This is a genomic window from Rhodococcus sp. IEGM 1302 (assembly GCF_030056935.1).
GTDB lineage: Bacteria > Actinomycetota > Actinomycetes > Mycobacteriales > Mycobacteriaceae > Rhodococcus_F > Rhodococcus_F qingshengii.
Window position 1 is genome coordinate 17048 of the sequence record NZ_JASHKY010000029.1, and the last position, 18385, is coordinate 35432.

Below are 18385 nucleotides of genomic sequence, written 5' to 3' on the forward strand. Positions count from 1 at the left end.
ACTGACCATGGCTGCTGATCTGGTTCTGTACGGCGACATCGTGACCATGCACGAGGAATCACCACGCGCCCAGGCGCTCGCCGTGACGGGCGGCCGGATCACAGCCGTCGGCGCGCGCACGGACGTCGAGAAACTGGTGGGGCCGGATACCCGCGTCGTCGACGTCGGAGGTGCCACTGTTCTGCCGGGGTTCATCGAGCCACACGGTCACCCTTTGGAAGAAGCCATCGTGCTCGGGCCTGACGTCGTCGACATCCGGCCTGTCACGATCGCCGAGGCGGACGCCGTAGTTGCTGCCGTCGTCGACACTGTTCGTTCGCGAGGTGCTGCCGGCGCTTCTCTGAACGGTTGGGACCCGTTGCTGCAGAAGGGCCTACCCGACCCGACCATCGACTGGCTGGACTCCGTAGCGCCGGAGTACCCCCTCGTGATCATGCACAACTCGGGACACGTCGCGTATTTCAACACGGCGGCAGCAGTGCAGGCCGGCATCACCCGCGATACCCCCGATCCGATCGGCGGATCGTACGGCCACGACGCGACGGGCGCACTCGACGGAGCCGCGTACGAAATGCCTGCGGTGTTTGCAGTCGCGGGCCACGCAGTCACCATCGGTGACGACTTCCCCGCACTGGTGGCGGCCGAATGCGCCCGGCTGAACGCCGCGGGAATCACCACCATCGCCGAATTGTCGTTCGACCCCAAGATGCGGCCAGCCCTGGCCGCGATAGCTGACGCCGGACTGCTCACCACCCGTCTGCGGCTCTACGAAATGTCCAACGACGCACGCACTACCGAGGCGTCGCCGGGCGACGGAAACGACCTGGTGCGCCAGATCGGCATCAAGGCCTGGTCCGACGGTTCGCCGTGGGTCGGCAACATCGCCACCAGTTTCCCGTATCTCGATACCGAAGCCACCCGTGCGCTCGGGATCGCCTGCACGCACGGGCATGCCAACTACACCGGCGAACAGATCCACGACATCAGTTCCGCTTACTTCGCCAAGGGGTGGCAGATGGCGTGCCACGCCCACGGCGACGACGCGATCACCATGGTTCTCGACGCGTGGGAGCAGCTTCTGAAGGAGCACCCCCGGCCCGATCACCGGTTGCGCCTCGAACATGTCGGCGCGATGCGTCCGGATCAGTTCGCCCGCGCAGCGGAACTGGGCGTCACGGTCAGCATCTTCATCGACCACTTGCACTACTGGGGTGACGTTCTGGTGGATGACCTGTTCGGCCCCGAATACGGATCCGTCTGGGCCGCAGCAGGATCTGCACTCGCGGCCGGGCAACGGTTCACCTTCCACAACGACGGTCCCGTCACCCCCGCCAATCCGCTACGAAACATGCAGGACGCCGTCACCAGGCTTTCGCCCAGCGGTCGCGTCGTCGCACCCCAGGAACGGATCCCCGTGGACGCCGCCGTGCGCGCCCATACGGTCAACGCCGCTTGGCAGCTGTTCAGCGAAGATCACATCGGGTCCATCTTTCCCGGCGCCTACGCGGATTTGGTTGTGCTGTCGGCAAATCCCCTCGACGTCGAGCCGGCCGAGCTGGCCGACATCACGGTGCTCGCCACCGTCCTGGAGGGCCGGACGGTGTACGGGGACCTGAGCGCGATCGACTGATCGGTCGCCGCGGACAAGACTGTTGCCCTCCCTGCTCGAGTTCCAAGGATCGTTGCGAGAACGGAAACGACGCTGGGTGGTCTCAGAGTTCGGTGTGGACGTCGTCAACGACCTGGGCAATCGCATGTTTCGCCCAGGCCGTGATCTGCTCGTTCGTGTCGCGGTAGTACGGCAAGGCAACCAATGCAATCGACAGAGCCCATGCGCGGCCGCGCGTCCAAGTGCCCTCGTCCACGTCAACATGAAGCCGGAATGTATGCCGAGCGCTCGGCGTCAGCAGAGTCCATGCAATGAGGCAGTCGAGATTGCCTGCCGCAAATCGAATGAAGATCCGAAAAGTCCCAGAAATCAGAATTGTCGAAAATTATTGCATAGGAACAGTTTTCGAGACCCAAGTCTTGTGTTCGAAACTTTGTTCGATTAAACTTTGAGCATGGACAGTCGGGAAGCGTGGCAGCTGGATGGCGAGGACCTCAAGAGTGAGGTTCTGGATCTGGTGCGCGCCCGACACGAATTGCAGTCGCGGATGGTGTTGCTGATCGTGGAGATGTTTTCCCGTGAGGTTCTCGGCGGGAAGGGTTTTCGGGCGATCGCGCAGTGGTTGCATGGTTCGACGAATCTGGAGATCGGTGAGTGCAGTCTGCTGGTCGGGTTGGCGCGGTTGTTGATGCTCGAACCTGTTGTCGCGGATGCATTCCATCGCGGTGACGTGGATGCGTTGAAGGCGCGGCAGGTGGCGTCGTTTTGTCAGCATCCGCCGAAGAACATGACGCCGGCGGATGTGGACAAGGCCCGCGGGATTCTGTTGGGGTTGGCGTCGAAGAACATCGCCGATTGTGATGCGGTGCGGGCAGCGATCCGGCGGATCGAGAAGCAGTACGGCAAACGCGAAGACGGCGTTCCGGTGGGTGAGGATTCGGAGCGTAACGAGTTCTACGCCTCGAAAGGCTTGTACGGGCGGGTGACCGTGAAGGGTGATCTGGATGCTGTGAACGGGGCACGTCTGATCACGTTGCTGTCGAGTCTGTCGGCGCCGACGCCGGAGAAAGACGGCGTGAAGGACACGCGTACTCCGGCATTACGGCGTGCGGACGGGTTTTGCGAGTTGTTGCGCCGGTACGAGCGGGCGGGGTTGGGTCCGATCGAGGGCGGGGTTAAACCGCACATCACGGTGACTGCGTCGGCGAAAGATATGACAGACCTTAAAGTTCTGAAAGACCTCTTGCCGTCGACTCAGGAACTGGGTTTCGCGTGGACGGATTGGGTGGGCCCGATCAGCATCGACACCGCCCGGATGTTGGCCTGCGACTGCACGGTCACCCGGATCCTCCTGGATGAGAATGGTGTTCCGCTCGACTGCGGTAAGGAAGCGAGAACAGCAACGGTGCCGCAGCGGCGGGCTCTTGCGGTTCGGGATGGCGGGTGTGCGTTTCCAGGGTGCGGGACGCCGTCGGGGTGGTGCGATGCTCACCATATTGTTCACTGGAACGATGGCGGCCCAACGGATCTCGACAATCTGATCTTGTTGTGCGGTCATCATCATCGGACGATGCACCACACGGAGTGGCGGGTGGAGATCGGGCCGGATCGCAAATCGGTGTTCTATCCGCCGATGTCAGTTGATCCGTATCAGCAGCCGATCGGCGGGAACGGCCCACCGACAGCAGCCTGAAGTGAAACAACTCGAGACGCGAGCACCGGGGCACGATCATGCCCCGGTGCTCATGGTGCGTTCCGTCATCTTCGCGGAGACGTACGGCCTACCAGCGGTTCCGAACCTCCTCGGCAAATCCGAGGAGATCTCGAACCACCACGGAGGTACCGTCGTCGAGGATCACTGTGCCGGAGAACTTTCCGAACACCTGATGCTGAATCGAACGCAGCACCCCGACGTCGAAAGTCGCGGCACGGTCGATGATCGGCTCGAAAGTCATCTCGAAGCGACCATCGTTGCTCGAGAAGTTCCACGGAGCGCCGTCGTACGTTCCCTGCGGGATGCCGAAGTCGATCCTGTCCAGTTTGTGTGCCCGCCCTCCGACAAACACGATGTTCTCGCTGGCCGCCGTAGTATCGCCGAAGCCGTAACCGATGTTGAATCCGAACCGCTCGCCGTTCACCACTCCGGATGCAGAACCCCAGTACCAGGTGTTGTCGTAAGTCCAGACTCCCCTGCCCCAATCGAGAACGCCGAACGAGTCCTCCGAGCGAAATGTGAAGTCGTCGCTCCCGATTCGCACGGTCCCGGCAGCGGGCAGGCAGTTGATCTTCTGGTTGTAGTAAAACGATCGGGACGCCTTCGGAAACGGTGTGGCGATCACCATCCGGTCATCGGCAGGACTCGCCAGGAACAAATCGGCATGAAGACCTCGTCCACCGTCGAAAGCCGGGTAGTCGACGATCAGGTGGCGCCCACCGTCCACATGGCGAAACTCGAAGCGAGCTTTACCTTTCGACACCACCACATCACCGTCGTCCGCGCTTTCGGGCAGGCCGAGCCTTCCCATCGGGAACGGCAGCATCACGTTTTCGGTAATCTCGTGTGGTGTTCGGAAATCGAGCCAGGAGACTCCGAGCAAGCCCATGTACCCGTTGTCGGCGACGGTCAACGCGATGCCGTAATCCGCAGTAAGAACGCAGTAGTAGTCCCACTCCTTGATCCGGAACTTCGGAGCGGCGATCGCAGAGCGTCGATACTTGCGAATCTCCGATGGGGCCCAACCCGTCTCGACCAAATGTCCGCCATCGTCGAGAAGCGGGCCGGGCGACATCAGTGTCTGCATTCTTACTTCCAGCGTCCCAAGATCTCGTTCGCACGGTTGGCCAATGCCATCTGGAAGAACGGACCGAAGCTCACACGTGCCACTCCGAGCGGACCGAAACTTGCCGGGTCGTCCTGATCCGGGATTCCGATCGCATTGATCGGAAGTGGGAGCTCGGACGTCAGGCGGCGCTGGGTCGCGTCGTCATGCCGCCCGACGGGGTAAAGAACGTCGGCGCCGGCGTCGGCCGCCAGCTTGAGGCGTGCGATGGCGCGATCGACGCGATCGGACTCGTCACCGACCTGCTTCACGAACAGGTCGGTGCGCGCGTTGACGACAACGTGAACTCCGGCTGCGTCGGCGGCCTGACGAAGCCCACCCACGAAGTCGGCGTGCTCCTGCGCCTCGCGCAAGCGTCCGCCTTCACTGTGAACGGTGTCCTCGATGTTGAGTCCGACAGCGCCGGCATCGATCAACCCGTCGATGAGAACTGCCGGCTCGAGCCCGTAACCACCCTCGATGTCCACCGAGATCGGGGCGTCGACCGCACCGGTGATCTGCTTGATCCGGTGCAGAAGTTCGTCGAAGGTGATGCCCTCGTTGTCCGGCTTGCCGATGGAATCGGAAACCGGATGACTGCCTACCGTCAGGGCTGCAAAACCGGCAGCCACCGCAAGATTCGCCGACCACGCGTCCCACACCGTCGGGAGAATGACCGGATTACCTGGCTGGTGCAACGCCAGTAGAGCAGTTGCCTTGTCGTTGATCGAAGTCATGCGGTGGCTCCTCGAGATCGTGGGGTGTACCTCTCACCTACCGACTCTAGTGAGCGACCGGGCAGCCTGTGCTCTTGTAATCGACCTGGAACTCCTTGATGCCGTTGATCCAACCCGAGCGCAGACGGCGCGGATCACCGATCTTGGTGATGTCCGGGACGTTGTCGGCGATCGCGTTGAACATCAAGTCGATCTCCATACGAGCGAGGTTGGCACCGATGCAGAAGTGCGCGCCCGTTCCGCCGAAGCCCAAGTGCGGATTGGGGTTACGAGTGATGTCGAACGTCATCGGGTTCTCGAACACGTCCTCGTCGAAGTTCGCGGAGCTGTACAGCATCACCACGCGCTGCCCCTTCTTGATCGACACTCCTGCCAATTCCGTGTCCTCGAGCGCGGTGCGCTGGAAGGCGGTGACGGGTGTCGCCCAACGGACGATCTCGTCGGCCGTCGTCTTGGGACGTTCCTTCTTGTACAGCTCCCACTGCTCGGGGTTGTCCAGGAACGCGATCATTCCGTGCGTGATGGCGTTGCGAGTGGTCTCGTTCCCTGCGACCGCCAGGATGAGCACGAAGAACCCGAACTCCTCCGGGCTCAAGGAGTCGCCGTCGATGTCGGCCTGGACCAGAGTGGTGACGATGTCGTCTGCCGGGCAGGTACGACGTGCGTCTGCCATTTGGTACGCGTATCCGAGGACCTCGGTGGACGCGACTGCCGGATCACCCTGGTATTCCGGGTCGTCGTAGCCCATCATCTCGTTGGACCACTTGAACAGCTTGTCTCGATCGTCCTGCGGTACACCGATCAGATCCGCGATCGCTTGGAGCGGCAGCTCGCTGGCAACCTGCTTCACGAAGTCGCCCGGGCCTTCGCTCACAGCGGTGTCGACGATGCTCCGTGCACGACGGTCCAATTCGTCGCGCATGCCGTTGATCGCGCGAGGCGTGAACAGCTTCGAAATCAGCTTGCGGAGCTTGGTGTGCTCCGGTGCATCCTTGTTGAGCAGAAGATGCCGGAGCATCTCGACGGCCTCACGTGGCATGTCGTCGGCGAAACGCGCGATCGCGGTGTTCTCCCAGCTCGAGAACACATCGCTGCGCTGGCTGACCTCTTTGACGTCAGCGTGACGCGAGACCACCCAGTAGCCCTCGTCCTGGAATCCACCGACCGTCGGCGGCTGCTCACACCACCACACGGGTGCGTTGCGACGCAGTTCGGCGAATTCCTCGAAAGGGATCCGCTCCCCGAGGACAGCAGGATCGGTGACGTCGAATCCGGCCGGCAGGTCAGGCGTGCGTGTTGTGTCCGAGATGGTCATGGCGTCCTCTGATCGGTCGAATGTGCGCTACACCACAGAGTAGCTTTCACTAACGGACTGTCAAGTGAAAGACGGAGAGTCTCGTGCAACTGACCCGTGAGAGCCCCCGCGGCACTAGGATCCTGGTAATGACAGATACCTCCGGCAGACTGACGCTGCGAGAGAAGCAGAAGCAGCGAACCCGCGCAGACCTCGTGGATGCCGCCGGCGCGCTCTTCACCGAACGCGGATACGCGGCTGTCACCGTCGAGGACATCGCCGGCCGGGTCGGTTGCAGCCGAGCCACCTTCTACCTGCACTTTCCCGGAAAGATCGACATCCTCAAGGCGCTCGGCTCGAACACCGTCGTATCCAGCACCCTCGCCATATTCCAGGATCTCGACCACGTACTCGATTCCGGTTCGCGCGAAGAATTCGCCGGCTGGATCAACCGCGCTCTCGACTGGTGCCGCGATCACCACCACATGATGCGGGCGTGGGACGAGGCCATGGTCCTCGAACCCGAGTTCCGCACACTGGCCCGCGAAGGCATCTCAGCACTGCCCAACGCTATGCCGTCGTACCTGGCACGCTGGCCGCAGAGCCGACACGACGAGGCGAAACTCCGGGTCGAGCTCCTGCTGACACAAGTCGAGCGCTTCTTCATTCGCTGGGCGGAACAGGGCGCGATCACCGCGGGTGCGGACGTCGCAGCAGACGTTCTCACCGACATCTGGTTTCCGGCACTCACGCCGCCCACGACCGATGTTGCGGCGCCGCGATAGGTTGGCCCGATGCCACTCGATCTTCGAGCGATCCTCACCACCGTCGCTGCGCTCCTGTCCGGGATACTCGCGGCGCTGGCCCTGACCAATCCGGTTCTCCGTGACTGGGCCATCGTGGCCTCTCCGTCGGAAGTAGATCGCTGGATCAGCAGTGGACCCACCGCTGTCGGGCTCGGCGCCGTGGTTGCCGTGCTTGCCTGCGCACTCTCACAGCGTCGCGGCTCCCGTCGGGCAGCCTGGATCGCGATCACCGTCGGGGTCGCCGTCATCGCGATCATTCGGGCAGTCGTGCCCGAGGTTGCGTCACTGGACCTGCTGATCGCCTTGATCATCGTCAAAAGTGTTGCAGCCGGTGCGATTCTGGGTTGTGTGGTTGCCGTCAGTTGGGATCGCACCGCCACGAAGAACGCCACCCTCCTCGGCGTGCTTGCCGCCTTCCTCGCGGTTCGCACGTTCGCCGGCGGGACGGGCCGGATGAGTACGTCTTCGGTAGGTGAGCCGTCGTGGTGGCTGATCGGCGCCACGGCCGCAGCAGCAATCGCCTGTGCAGTGACCGCGCAATCCGGCTTCCGGATCCGCAAGCCCGACGCGGGCGAAATCCGCATAGCGCTCGTGGTGATCGCCGCGCTGGCGATCGGGCATCGAGTGCTCGGCGCCGTGATCGATCGCCAGCAGTACGCGTCCGAGGCAACTGCCTGGATCGTCATGGTCTTGGCAGCGGGCGCTGCGCTCGCGTTGACATGGATCGCCGCCTACCGTCTCGGCGACACCTCCGGTGCTGGTGGCAAGTTCCTCTGGGCCGCAACCGCTCTGGCCGCTGCGTCGGCTCCGCTGTTCGTCGACATCGCGAAGGGTTCCGGCCACTGGGGAGACCTGAAGTCCCCCTGGGTACTGGTGCTTTTCGCAGCCCTGCCGGTCGCCGTCGGATTGCGACTGCACAAGCAGGTGCCAAACCTCGTTCCCATCGCCGTTCTCGTTGCGGTACCGCTGTCAGAACTACTGCCCTTCGACTCCGCGCACGGTGTCTGGTCAATCGCACTGAAGATCGCCTCGCTGGGTCTCGCCGCCGGATTGCTGTTCGGTGCCCTGGCTCCCGGCAGCCTGGTCGACGCCACACTCGGACTCGCCATTCCCTTTGCCGCAATGACCTTCTCGTCGATCGCTGTTCTCACCGATCAGCTCGCTTTCCCACCGATGATGACGTCGATATACATCCAAGGCCAGCTCGATATCGATGCGGTCTCTCCCCACGGCGACGGAGGATTATTCGGACGCGGCGTCGGAATCACCGTCGACTACGTCACCCCTCAGACCGTCGGCACTGCAATCCTCTTCGCCTTGATCATCGGCTTCTGCGGTGCAGCGATCCTCCGACGGTCCCATCCACCCGTCGACACCACGGAATCTCGGATCGAACCGGAGCCAGTCGACTGACACACCGTCACCGGACTGAGACCTGCTATTGCGGTGCAACTGGTACCGGATTGACTATTTTGGAGCAGTGCCCATCGCCCGCAGGACGCTGCTCGTCGCGCTGAGTGGCGTGACGGCATTCGTCGTCACCGTCGTCGCCCTGGCACCGTTCGTGAACAGCCAGTCGACGTCGATTTCGACGGGCGACAGGTTCTGGTCGATCTCGACGATCGGCGCCGGCGTTCTGGCTGTCGTCGCGGTCGGGACAGCCGCGATGATGGCCCGCTGCCGGTTGCGGACCGCGGCCATGACGGTCTTCGGTGGACTCCTACTCGAACTGCCCGGGCTCTACGATCACAACTTCGAGGCACTCTCACCCGTCGGTGCGGGAGTCGCTGTCGGCGCGGTCACGGTTGCTGCCGCTCCCCGGGTCCGAGCCGCTTCCGTCGCGGGAACGATTGTTGCCATGCATGTCTCGGATTCACTCCTCGACGAGGACGCTATTCCTCGGCGGTACGCAGACTACATCGCCGACAACACCAACCAGTTTCAACCACCAGTGTTGGGGGCAACACTGCTCGCGCTGGCATTGGCCGCCGCCTGCGTCGCCGCGTTCTGGTTCCACGACTTCGACAAGGACCACCCCAAAGAACGGATGGCCGTTCGACCGGTGACTATCGCGGCGGTGCTCACTCTCTTCGGGGTCGCTGCGAATTGGTGGTTCGAGATCACCACCGTCACGGCGGCGGTGCCTCTACTACTCGTCGCGCTGGTGATCACGGTGATCTGCGCGCGGGTGCTGGGCGACGGCAGTCGTATCCTGCTGATGTGTACCGCTGCCGTCGCAACTCTGGCGGCGGTCTCGGCGAACCGTCCCGCAACCGAAGCTATGGAATGGTCGAAAACCCCCGCCTCCACCGCCGTCGTGATCGGACTCGTCATCGTCGCCGCGGCAGCGATCGGCGCGATCGCTCCCTCGCGAGTCGTCGGCTACGGATTGCTCCTGACGGTCACGGTCGCCGGGATCGTCAGCTACGCCACGTCGCCGTCGCCGAAGATCGGTGACGTTCTCACGATCAGCGATCTTCTTGTCGCCTTCACCGCTGCGGTCGTCACATACGCGATCGCCAGCGCGATGTACCGAGAGCCACCGCGGACCGGAGCGTCGCGAGCACTCGTCGGACTCGGTGTCATCTTCGGCCCGACGGCGCTGGCCCTGCTCGTCTATCCGCAGTTCGACTACGGATGGACGGCGTACACGCCGCTCGACGAGAACAAGCCCTTCAACGGCATCACGACGGTCGGCCCGTTCGAAATCTCGACCGACATTCTGATACTCGACGCCGTGGCGCTGATCATCGTGGCCGTCTGCGCCTACGTGAGTCTCCGATTGGGGCGGATCAATCGATCCGTTCCTCCGCCGATCAGTCGATCAGATCCATCGACGCCAGGCGATGGAACACTTTGAGCGATCCTGGCGCCACATCGTCCATCGCTGCGTACTCGGCGAGCGTGAAGTAGCGGAACTCGGCGATCTCGCTGGTCGGGTGCGGGTCTCCGGCCATCTCCGCCAGATAACAACTCATGTGCAGGCCCGTGTCCGCGGAATGTCCGAAAGCGTGAGCCTCGAAGACGTCGAGGAACGTGACCGTCCCGTCGACCAGATCGACGTCGAGTTCCTCCCGAATTTCGCGGTGCAACGCCTGCTCGGGCGTCTCCCCCGGGTCGATCTTTCCGCCGGCCATGTAGAACGCCGTCTTGCCCACGGAGCGGGTCTGGATCAGCTTGCGGTCACGAATGTGTGCAAGGGCAGCGGTACGGATGATCGTGGTGGGTGTCGACGAATTCACGTCGTCCAACCTACGTGTATCAGCGAGTGCCGATGATGTCCGAATCGACTCGCTGCACATCGAAACTGCCACGCCCGGTAATATGTACGCAAAGACAACCTCTCCGACAAGGTGAATTGTCTCGTTAATCCGATAGGTTCGATTTTGTTCGGACACCCCGCCGCCCGCTGACAACACGACGGAGTGCCTTTTGCTCGCTATCTTGCTTGCCCATGCCGTTGCCGCCCTCTTGGCTCCGCTTGTGGTGCGCAGGTTAGGGCGAAACGGCTTCTTCCCCCTCGCGATAGTCCCCCTCGCCGGCCTCGGCTGGGTCATCGACAAATGGGGCACCGTCGAGACGCTGCACATCACCTGGGTTCCAGGGCTGTCGATGGACATCGACTTCAGGTTCGACGCGCTCTCGGCCATCATGGCCGTGCTCGTCCTGGGTGTCGGCACGCTCATCCTGGTCTACTGCGCCCGCTACTTCACCGACGACGAACCTCGACTCGGTATCTTCGCCGCCGAGATGGTCGCCTTCGCGGGTGCCATGTTCGGGCTAGTGACCAGCGACAACATGCTGCTTCTCTACGTGTTCTGGGAACTGACGACGGTCCTGTCGTTCCTGCTCGTGGGTCACTACGCCGAACGCGCCACCAGCCGCCGCGCCGCGACCCAGGCACTGCTGGTCACCACCGCGGGTGGTCTGGCGATGTTGGTCGGCATGATCATCCTCGGCCAGGTCGGCGGCAGCTACAACCTGTCCGAACTGGTCGCGAACCCGCCGACGGGGTGGCTCCCGTCCGTCGCGATCGTCCTGATCCTGATCGGTGCGCTCTCCAAATCGGCAATCGTGCCCCTGCACTTCTGGCTTCCCGGTGCAATGGCCGCGCCAACCCCTGTCAGCGGTTATCTTCACGCTGCTGCAATGGTCAAGGCCGGTATCTACCTCGTCGCGCGCCTGGCTCCCGGGTACGCCGATTCGCCGCCGTGGCGCATCACCATCATCAGTTTGGGTCTGCTGTCGATGATCCTCGCCGGTTGGCGAGCCATGCGCGCGTACGACCTCAAACTCGTCCTCGCCTTCGGAACGGTCAGCCAACTCGGCTTCATGATGGTCCTGGTCGGCATCGGCACGCGTGACGCCGCCCTGGCCGGCATGACGATGGTCGTGGCGCACGCGATGTTCAAGGCCGCACTCTTCATGGTCGTTGGCATCATCGATCACACGACCGGCACCCGTGACCTGCGCAAACTTGCTCACCTGGGTAAAGCGGCACCCGCTCTCGCGATCATCGCGAGCCTCGCTGCCGCCAGCATGGCCGGTCTGCCACCGCTACTCGGATTCGTCGGCAAGGAAGCCGCACTCGAATCGGTGCTCGAAACGAACGCGCTCGGCCACTGGTCGTCCATCGCCGTCGTCACGGTGATCGTGTTGGGCTCGATCCTCACCGTCGGCTACAGCGTCCGCTTCATCTGGGGCGCCTTCGGACGTAAGACCCTGAGCAAGCCGAGCCCAGCCGTGAGCAAGATGCACAAGCCGGGTTGGCTGTTCCTGTTCGCGCCAGGCCTGCTCGCTGTTCTCGGTCTGGCCGCCGGCATTCTCTCGCCCCAGCTCGAGAAGCTGCTGACGCCGTACTCCACCACGCTGGCCCCCGGACCGCACGCCGACTACCACCTCGCGCTGTGGCACGGATTCAACACTCCGCTGCTGCTCACCTGCATCGTCATCGCCGGCGGCATCGCGCTCTACATCGCGCAGCGTCAGATCAGCCGACTGCACTTCGAGCACCCGCCGCTCGGCAACGCCGACCGTATCTACGACGCGACCCTGCGCGGCATGGACACCATCTCGATGCGCCTGACCGGTGCCACTCAGCGTGGTTCGCTCCCTCGCACACAGTCGACGATTCTCGCGACGCTGGTCGTTGTGCCGCTGTTCCTGCTGATCATCGACACCGATGGCGGCGGAGTCGACCTTCGGATGTGGGATTCACCCATCCAGTTCACTATCGCGCTGATGATGATCTCGGCCGCCATCGCCGCGACGCTGATGCGCAACCGACTCGCCAGCGTCATCCTCGTCGGACTCACCGGCTACGGCTGCGGCGTGTTGTTCGCGCTGCACGGCGCACCCGACCTCGCGCTGACCCAGTTCCTCGTCGAGACACTGACACTGGTGATCTTCGTGCTCGTGCTCCGGAAGTTCCCCGCCGAAGTCGACGAGAGCAAGGCGATCGGCTTCAAGTGGCCGCGTGCCGCACTCGCCATCGCCGTCGGTATCACCGTCACCACCATCGCGGCCTTCGCGACCAATGCCCGAAACACTCGTCCGATCTACGAGCTGCTTCCCGACGCTGCCTACGACCTGGGCAACGGCAAGAACGTCGTCAACGTCCTACTCGTCGACATCCGCGCATGGGACACCCTCGGTGAGATCTCGGTGCTGCTGGTAGCTGCGACAGGCGTCGCCAGCCTCGTCTTCCGCAACCGCCGGTTCGGTATCGCGCCGCGCGTCGCGGACGCCCCCTCCGTCATCGTCGACAAGGCAGCTGCCAACTCGGACACGACGTGGTTGCGCGGCGGAGACCTCATCGATCCTCGACACCGTTCGCTGGTTCTCGAGGTCACCACGAGGTTGATCTTCCCGACCATCATGGTGTTGTCGATCTACTTCTTCTTCTCCGGTCACAATGCCCCCGGTGGCGGTTTCGCCGGAGGCCTGACGGCGGGCCTGGCGCTGGTACTTCGGTACCTCGCCGGCGGACGCTACGAACTCGGTGAAGCCGTACCCATCGACGCGGGCAAGATTCTCGGCCTCGGTTTGGCGCTGGCCGCGGGCACCGCCCTGGTGTCGCTGTTCCTCGGCGCCCCGGCGCTCTCGTCCGCCGTCTTCGAGTTCACACTCCCGCTCATCGGCCACGTCAAACTGGTCACCGCACTGTTCTTCGACCTGGGCGTCTACCTCATCGTGGTCGGCCTGGTCCTGGACGTACTCCGAAGTCTCGGCGCCCGCCTCGACGCAGAAATCGAGGTGAAAGCACCATGAGCGCAAACATCGGAATGCTGATCCTGATCGGCGTCCTCACGTCGGCCGGTGTCTACCTGCTGATCGAACGAAGCATCACTCGGATGCTGCTCGGTCTACTTCTATTCGGCAACGCCATCAACCTCTTGATCCTGACCGTCGGTGGATCGGACGGGAATCCGCCCATCGTCGGCCGAGATTCGGTCCACGAGGAAATAGCGGATCCGCTCGCCCAGGGCATGATCCTGACGGCGATCGTGATCACGATGGGTATCGCCGGCTTCGTTCTGGCACTGGCGTACCGGTCTTACAAGATCAACACCGCCGACGCCGTCGAGGACGATCCCGAGGACACCAAGGTTCTCAAGCGTCGCCTGCCTGCCGACGCTCCCGACCACGACCGCTCCGACGACCCGGTCACCGGTGCCCCGAGCATCGGCGGCGACGCATTCGACAAGGACGGCAACCCTATTCCCCTCGAACAACTGGTCAACCTCGAGGACATCGAATGCTACGACGACCTCCACGACGGCGACTTCGAGGACGAACCGGTACCCGACTGGGCCACCGACCTTGCTCGTAAGAAGGAATCCGAGAAGCGGCGCAAAGACGCTCGCCAGACCAAGATCGAGGGAGGTGGAGGCGCATGACCATCTCGGACAACCTGATGGGAGCCCTTGCGCCCCTGCCCGTTCTGATCCCGATGCTGGCCGCAGCTGCGACGCTGGTCGTCGGCCGACGTCCTCGTTTCCAGCGCGTGATCACACTGATCGCGCTCGTCGGCGTCGTCGCGGTGTCGGGCTTGCTGCTCTACCTCGCCGACCGCGACGGTACTACGGCCGTTCAGGTCGGCGGCTGGGACTCCCCCATCGGCATCACACTCGTGGTCGACCGTCTCTCGGCGATGATGCTCGTGGTCTCGTCGGTGGTGTTGCTCGCCGTCATGATCTACGCGATCGGTCAGGGTATCCGCGACGGCAGCGAGGCCCAGCCGGTCTCGATCTTCCTGCCGACCTATCTCGCATTGACTGCCGGAATCTCCAACGCGTTCCTCGCCGGTGACCTCTTCAACCTCTACGTCGGGTTCGAGGTTCTGCTCGCCGCGAGTTTCGTGCTCCTGACGCTCGGTGCCAGCGCCGACCGCGTCCGGGCAGGCGTCTCGTACGTGATGGTCTCGATGGTGTCCTCGCTGATCTTCCTGGCGGGCATCGCCTTCGCCTACGCGGCGACCGGCACCCTCAACATGGCCGACATGGCCCTGCGCTTCGACAACATTCCGCCGGGCACACGAACCGCCATCTTCGCTGTCCTGCTCGTGGCGTTCGGCATCAAGGCTGCGGTCTTCCCGCTGTCCGCGTGGCTACCGGACTCGTATCCGACCGCGCCCGCACCGATCACCGCCGTCTTCGCCGGGTTGCTCACCAAGGTCGGTGTGTACGCGATCATCCGCGCACACTCACTGCTGTTCCCGCAAGGAGAACTCGACAACGTACTGATGGTGTGCGGCCTGCTCACGATGGTGGTCGGCATCATGGGTGCCATCGCGCAGAGCGACATCAAACGTCTGCTCTCGTTCACACTGGTCAGCCATATCGGTTACATGATCTTCGGTATCGCACTGTCCACGACGTCCGGGCTGTCCGGCGCGATCTACTACGTCGCCCACCACATCATCGTGCAGACGACGCTCTTCCTCGTCGTGGGTCTGATCGAACGACAAGCCGGGTCGTCGTCGCTGCGCCGTCTCGGCGGTCTGGCGGCGGCCAGCCCGATCCTCGCGATCGTCTTCCTGATCCCGGCGCTGAATCTCGGTGGTATCCCGCCGTTCTCGGGCTTCATCGGCAAGGTCGCGCTCCTTCAGGCCGGTGCGGCCGACGCCAGCGCGTTGGCTTGGATCCTCGTTGCCGGCGGCACGATCACCAGCTTGCTGACGCTCTACGCCGTCGCCCGCGTGTGGACCAAGGCTTTCTGGCGAGCCCGGGCCGACGCGCCCGAAGGTGACCTCGCCGACGTCAGCCCGTCAGCGTTGATCGACGAGTCCGAAGAGGACATCGCGTTCGTCGACCGCGAGGATGTCGGCAAGATTCCGCTCTTCATGCTGATTCCGACGGTCGGACTTGTCATCGTCGGTCTGGCACTGACGGTGTTCGCGGGCCGGATCATCGACATCAGCGACAGAGCGGCGAAGGATCTGCAGGACCGGTCCATCTACATCGACGCGGTTCTCGGCAACCACCGGCCCGTGCCGGTCGACGAAGCTCCCGTCGCTGCAGACGACCCCGCAGCCGTTCCGAATACCGAGGCCCCGAACACCGACGTCCCGAATACCGAGGAGGCTCCGCGATGAAACGCGAACAGGTACTCCGCGTCGGGATCCTGCTGTGGCTGATGGTCGTATGGATCCTGTTGTGGGGCAACATCAGTTTCGGCAACATCTTCGGCGGACTCGCCGTCGGCCTGATCATCATGGTCCTGCTTCCCCTCCCCCGCGTACCGGTCGAGGGTCGGGTACATCTGCTGTCGATTCTGCGTCTGCTGTGGATGATCGTGTACTACGCGATCCAGTCGAGTATCCAGGTCGCGTGGCTGGCGATCCGTCCGTCGCCGCCGCCGGTCACCGGAGTTCTGCGGTACCAACTCGGGATCAAGTCCGACCTGGTTCTCACCCTGTGCATCGACGTTCTCAACCTGATCCCCGGCACGATGGTTCTCGAGATCGACCAGAACCGACGCATCGTCTACGTCCACGTGCTCGACGTCGGCTCGCAGAAAGCCGTCAGCGCGTTCTACCGCTCGGTGGAGGACCTCGAGCGGTTGTTCATCGCGTCGTTCGAACGTGATTCGGACTGGCAACCCAGCCCATGGCACCAGCGCGACTACGAATTCGATGCACCCCGGCAGGAGGACCAACCATGAACGGGTTCATCACCACGATCTTGATCATTTCCGGAGTGATTCTGCTGATCGCCGCCGTACTGACCACGTTCCGATTGCTCGACGGTCCGAGCTCACTCGACCGCCTCGTCGCCCTGGACACGATCATCGCGGTCTCGATGTGTGGACTCGCGGTCTGGGCCGCGTACAGCAAAGACACGACCATTGTTCCCGCGATCGTCGCGCTGGCGCTGGTCGGCTTCATCGGTTCCGTGTCCGTCGCGCGCTTCCGGGTGAGTGACCAGTGATCGGCAACATCCTCGACACGATCGGGGCCATCTCCATCTTCCTCGGCGCGCTGCTCGCGCTGACCGCCGCGGTGGGAATCGTTCGCTTCCCCGACACTCTGCGTCGTATGCACGCGGCCACGAAACCTCAGGTGGTCGGACTGATCTTGGTCCTGATGGGCGCCGTGTTCCTGCTTCGTGGGAGCGTCGACATCTGGATGTTGGTCCTGGTGGGCATCTTCACGCTGCTGACGGCGCCCGTGATCGCGCACAGCGTCGGCCGAGTCGCCTACCGCGAACAGCGCGAAGAGGACGACCTCATGAAGATCAACGAGCTGGAAGACCCGGACTCTCTCCTGTAACGGCATCCCACTCGCCGTCGCGCTCGCCCCACACCGCAAGAGCAGTGCCGGGGCGGGCGAAGAAGGTGGCGAAGTACGCCACCGACATGAGAACCAGGACAGCCATCAGCAGCGGCCCGAAGATCGCCGGGTACTCGGCCATCTGCACCGCAGCGAACCGGTACGAGAGCAACAATCCCGCCAGGAGTGCCGAGCCACCGATCAACAGACGCACTCGGAACCACCCCCAGCCTCGCTCCGGATCCCGTAGCGCCGCATCGAGGGTCAAGCACAGGACGGCACCGGCAATGAGGTCGACGCCGTAGTGGAATCCGAAACCGAGCGTCGCGGTCAGGGTCGCAACGAGCCAGAACGATCCCAGGCTGCGAATCCACCACGGTCCGCTGCGCGAGTGGATGAACAGCGCGACTGCCCACGCGGTGTGCAGGCTCGGCATGCAGTTTCGTGGCGCGGCGTCGTCGAACGGTAGCGACGACGGTGATGCGAAGTCGAAACTGGGCACGATGTTCGGCCAGTAGTCACCGATCTGGAATCCGAAACCACGCGGACCGAAGGCGAACACCGGGCCGACCACCGGGAACAGGACGTAGAAGATCGGGCCGATCAGCCCGATGAGCAGGAACGTGCGCAGCAGGTGATGCGACGGCCATCCCTTACGTACTTGATAGAGAGCAACCACGATCACTGCGACGGGTAGTTCGACGTAGATCCAGTCGAGGGCTGCGGCACCGACGGGGCCCATGGCGTCGACGATCTGGCCCATCACCCACGACGGATTCCCGAGAGCCTGGTCGGCGAGAAAGACGTACTCGTCCCACACGTCGGTGCCGACGAGAATGGTGATCTCCAGCCACGTCTCGGCAACCTTGGCCGCGATGATGAGCAACGCGCCCAGCGCGACGCCGTGCAGAACGCTGAGTCGACGCTCACCGGACAACTTCCACACCGCGTACACCGCGATGGCCGTCAGCACCCAGGTGCCGCCGGTGCCCATAGTCAGCGGTCCACCCGAGAACCAGCGGATCGCGCCGACGACCACGTCGATCACGACGGCCGCGGATACCGCGTAGATGCGTTCTTTGTTGTTCAGTCCGACGAGCGCGAGAGCGAGGCCCACCCAAGGCATGGTCGCGGAGCGGGGAACGAGGAAGTAGTCACCGAACAGGCTTTCCACCGGACCGAGATAGCCCTTGTACGACGCGAACGCCTGCACGCCCAGGACCAGCAGGGTCAATGCTGCTGTGCCGATCAGAAGGAGTCGGTGAGAACTCGACCACGAACGGTCCGACTGTCCGGGTGCGCCCCCTCGTTGGGACCAACTGTCTATCAACACCGGACAATAGTAAAC

General features: G+C 63.3%; 17 protein-coding genes. 11 read left to right on the top strand and 6 right to left on the bottom strand.

What is annotated here, in order from left to right:
- The first annotated feature begins 7 nt into the window (after positions 1–7).
- Positions 8–1630 carry an amidohydrolase gene (locus tag QM609_RS25260; protein ID WP_054186906.1) on the top strand — a complete coding sequence of 541 codons (1623 nt, stop codon included), beginning with the start codon at positions 8–10 and terminating at the stop codon, positions 1628–1630.
- A gap of 82 nt (positions 1631–1712) precedes the next feature.
- On the opposite strand, the gene QM609_RS25265 is transcribed toward QM609_RS25260, so the two are convergent.
- Positions 1713–1865, bottom strand: a complete 153-nt coding sequence (locus QM609_RS25265; protein WP_007733703.1) for a hypothetical protein — start codon at positions 1863–1865, stop codon at positions 1713–1715.
- 198 nt (positions 1866–2063) lie between these two features.
- Here QM609_RS25265 and QM609_RS25270 point away from each other — a divergent pair, with 198 nt between their 5' ends.
- Positions 2064–3302 (top strand): HNH endonuclease signature motif containing protein, encoded by a 1239-nt coding sequence (locus tag QM609_RS25270; RefSeq protein ID WP_054186905.1) that lies wholly within the window; start codon positions 2064–2066, stop codon positions 3300–3302.
- A gap of 88 nt (positions 3303–3390) precedes the next feature.
- Here QM609_RS25270 and QM609_RS25275 read toward each other — a convergent pair whose 3' ends face one another.
- From QM609_RS25275 to QM609_RS25285, 3 genes are read right to left on the bottom strand one after another with little or no spacing between them, the layout of a single operon-like run.
- Entirely contained in the window at positions 3391–4410 is a 1020-nt protein-coding gene (locus tag QM609_RS25275) for a DUF2804 domain-containing protein (protein WP_007730095.1), read from the bottom strand.
- Between the two features lie 2 nt (positions 4411–4412).
- Positions 4413–5165: an isocitrate lyase/PEP mutase family protein gene (locus QM609_RS25280; protein WP_007730096.1), complete on the bottom strand. Its 753-nt coding sequence runs from the start codon at positions 5163–5165 to the stop codon at positions 4413–4415.
- A 46-nt stretch (positions 5166–5211) separates the two neighbouring features.
- On the bottom strand, positions 5212–6480 hold the full coding sequence (locus tag QM609_RS25285; protein ID WP_003945041.1) for a cytochrome P450: 1269 nt from the start codon (positions 6478–6480) through the stop codon (positions 5212–5214).
- A gap of 128 nt (positions 6481–6608) precedes the next feature.
- Here QM609_RS25285 and QM609_RS25290 point away from each other — a divergent pair, with 128 nt between their 5' ends.
- From QM609_RS25290 to QM609_RS25300, 3 genes are all read left to right on the top strand, one after another.
- Positions 6609–7244, top strand: a complete 636-nt coding sequence (locus QM609_RS25290; RefSeq protein WP_042926208.1) for a TetR/AcrR family transcriptional regulator — start codon at positions 6609–6611, stop codon at positions 7242–7244.
- A gap of 9 nt (positions 7245–7253) precedes the next feature.
- On the top strand, positions 7254–8678 hold the full coding sequence (locus tag QM609_RS25295) for a hypothetical protein (protein WP_054186904.1): 1425 nt from the start codon (positions 7254–7256) through the stop codon (positions 8676–8678).
- Between the two features lie 67 nt (positions 8679–8745).
- Entirely contained in the window at positions 8746–10125 is a 1380-nt protein-coding gene (locus QM609_RS25300) for a hypothetical protein (RefSeq protein WP_283337596.1), read from the top strand.
- Here QM609_RS25300 and QM609_RS25305 read toward each other — a convergent pair.
- Positions 10082–10507 (bottom strand): NUDIX hydrolase, encoded by a 426-nt coding sequence (locus QM609_RS25305; protein WP_054186909.1) that lies wholly within the window; start codon positions 10505–10507, stop codon positions 10082–10084. The genes QM609_RS25300 and QM609_RS25305 overlap by 44 nt on opposite strands.
- Positions 10508–10697: 190 nt before the next feature.
- On the opposite strand from QM609_RS25305, the gene QM609_RS25310 reads away from it, so the two are divergent.
- Genes QM609_RS25310 through mnhG form a run of 6 tightly spaced genes read left to right on the top strand, consistent with a single transcriptional unit; the run spans position 10698 to position 17037 of the window.
- On the top strand, positions 10698–13535 hold the full coding sequence (locus QM609_RS25310; RefSeq protein WP_047268846.1) for a Na+/H+ antiporter subunit A: 2838 nt from the start codon (positions 10698–10700) through the stop codon (positions 13533–13535).
- Positions 13532–14164, top strand: a complete 633-nt coding sequence (locus QM609_RS25315) for a Na(+)/H(+) antiporter subunit C (RefSeq protein ID WP_003945054.1) — start codon at positions 13532–13534, stop codon at positions 14162–14164. Before QM609_RS25310 ends, QM609_RS25315 begins: the two co-directional genes overlap by 4 nt.
- Positions 14161–15861 (top strand): Na+/H+ antiporter subunit D, encoded by a 1701-nt coding sequence (locus QM609_RS25320; protein ID WP_003945059.1) that lies wholly within the window; start codon positions 14161–14163, stop codon positions 15859–15861. The genes QM609_RS25315 and QM609_RS25320 overlap by 4 nt, the downstream gene beginning before the upstream one ends.
- Positions 15858–16430, top strand: coding sequence for a Na+/H+ antiporter subunit E (locus QM609_RS25325; RefSeq protein WP_003945063.1), 573 nt, complete (start codon positions 15858–15860; stop codon positions 16428–16430). Before QM609_RS25320 ends, QM609_RS25325 begins: the two co-directional genes overlap by 4 nt.
- Positions 16427–16696, top strand: coding sequence for a monovalent cation/H+ antiporter complex subunit F (locus QM609_RS25330; protein ID WP_003945061.1), 270 nt, complete (start codon positions 16427–16429; stop codon positions 16694–16696). The genes QM609_RS25325 and QM609_RS25330 overlap by 4 nt, the downstream gene beginning before the upstream one ends.
- Positions 16693–17037: a monovalent cation/H(+) antiporter subunit G gene (mnhG, locus tag QM609_RS25335; protein WP_003945045.1), complete on the top strand. Its 345-nt coding sequence runs from the start codon at positions 16693–16695 to the stop codon at positions 17035–17037. Before QM609_RS25330 ends, mnhG begins: the two co-directional genes overlap by 4 nt.
- Here mnhG and QM609_RS25340 read toward each other — a convergent pair.
- A complete protein-coding gene (locus tag QM609_RS25340; protein ID WP_054186903.1) occupies positions 17003–18370 on the bottom strand; it encodes a phosphatase PAP2 family protein in 1368 nt (455 codons plus the stop codon). The two genes, mnhG and QM609_RS25340, sit on opposite strands and share 35 nt — an antisense overlap.
- Positions 18371–18385 lie beyond the last annotated feature (15 nt).

Coding starts and splice junctions, on each gene's coding strand:
- QM609_RS25285 (WP_003945041.1), bottom strand. CDS start 6,480: ATGACCATCTCGGACACAACACGCACGCCTGACCTGCCGGCCGGATTC.
- QM609_RS25330 (WP_003945061.1), top strand. CDS start 16,427: ATGAACGGGTTCATCACCACGATCTTGATCATTTCCGGAGTGATTCTG.
- QM609_RS25320 (WP_003945059.1), top strand. CDS start 14,161: ATGACCATCTCGGACAACCTGATGGGAGCCCTTGCGCCCCTGCCCGTT.
- QM609_RS25270 (WP_054186905.1), top strand. CDS start 2,064: ATGGACAGTCGGGAAGCGTGGCAGCTGGATGGCGAGGACCTCAAGAGT.
- QM609_RS25315 (WP_003945054.1), top strand. CDS start 13,532: ATGAGCGCAAACATCGGAATGCTGATCCTGATCGGCGTCCTCACGTCG.
- QM609_RS25260 (WP_054186906.1), top strand. CDS start 8: ATGGCTGCTGATCTGGTTCTGTACGGCGACATCGTGACCATGCACGAG.
- QM609_RS25295 (WP_054186904.1), top strand. CDS start 7,254: ATGCCACTCGATCTTCGAGCGATCCTCACCACCGTCGCTGCGCTCCTG.
- QM609_RS25325 (WP_003945063.1), top strand. CDS start 15,858: ATGAAACGCGAACAGGTACTCCGCGTCGGGATCCTGCTGTGGCTGATG.
- QM609_RS25280 (WP_007730096.1), bottom strand. CDS start 5,165: ATGACTTCGATCAACGACAAGGCAACTGCTCTACTGGCGTTGCACCAG.
- QM609_RS25275 (WP_007730095.1), bottom strand. CDS start 4,410: ATGCAGACACTGATGTCGCCCGGCCCGCTTCTCGACGATGGCGGACAT.
- QM609_RS25290 (WP_042926208.1), top strand. CDS start 6,609: ATGACAGATACCTCCGGCAGACTGACGCTGCGAGAGAAGCAGAAGCAG.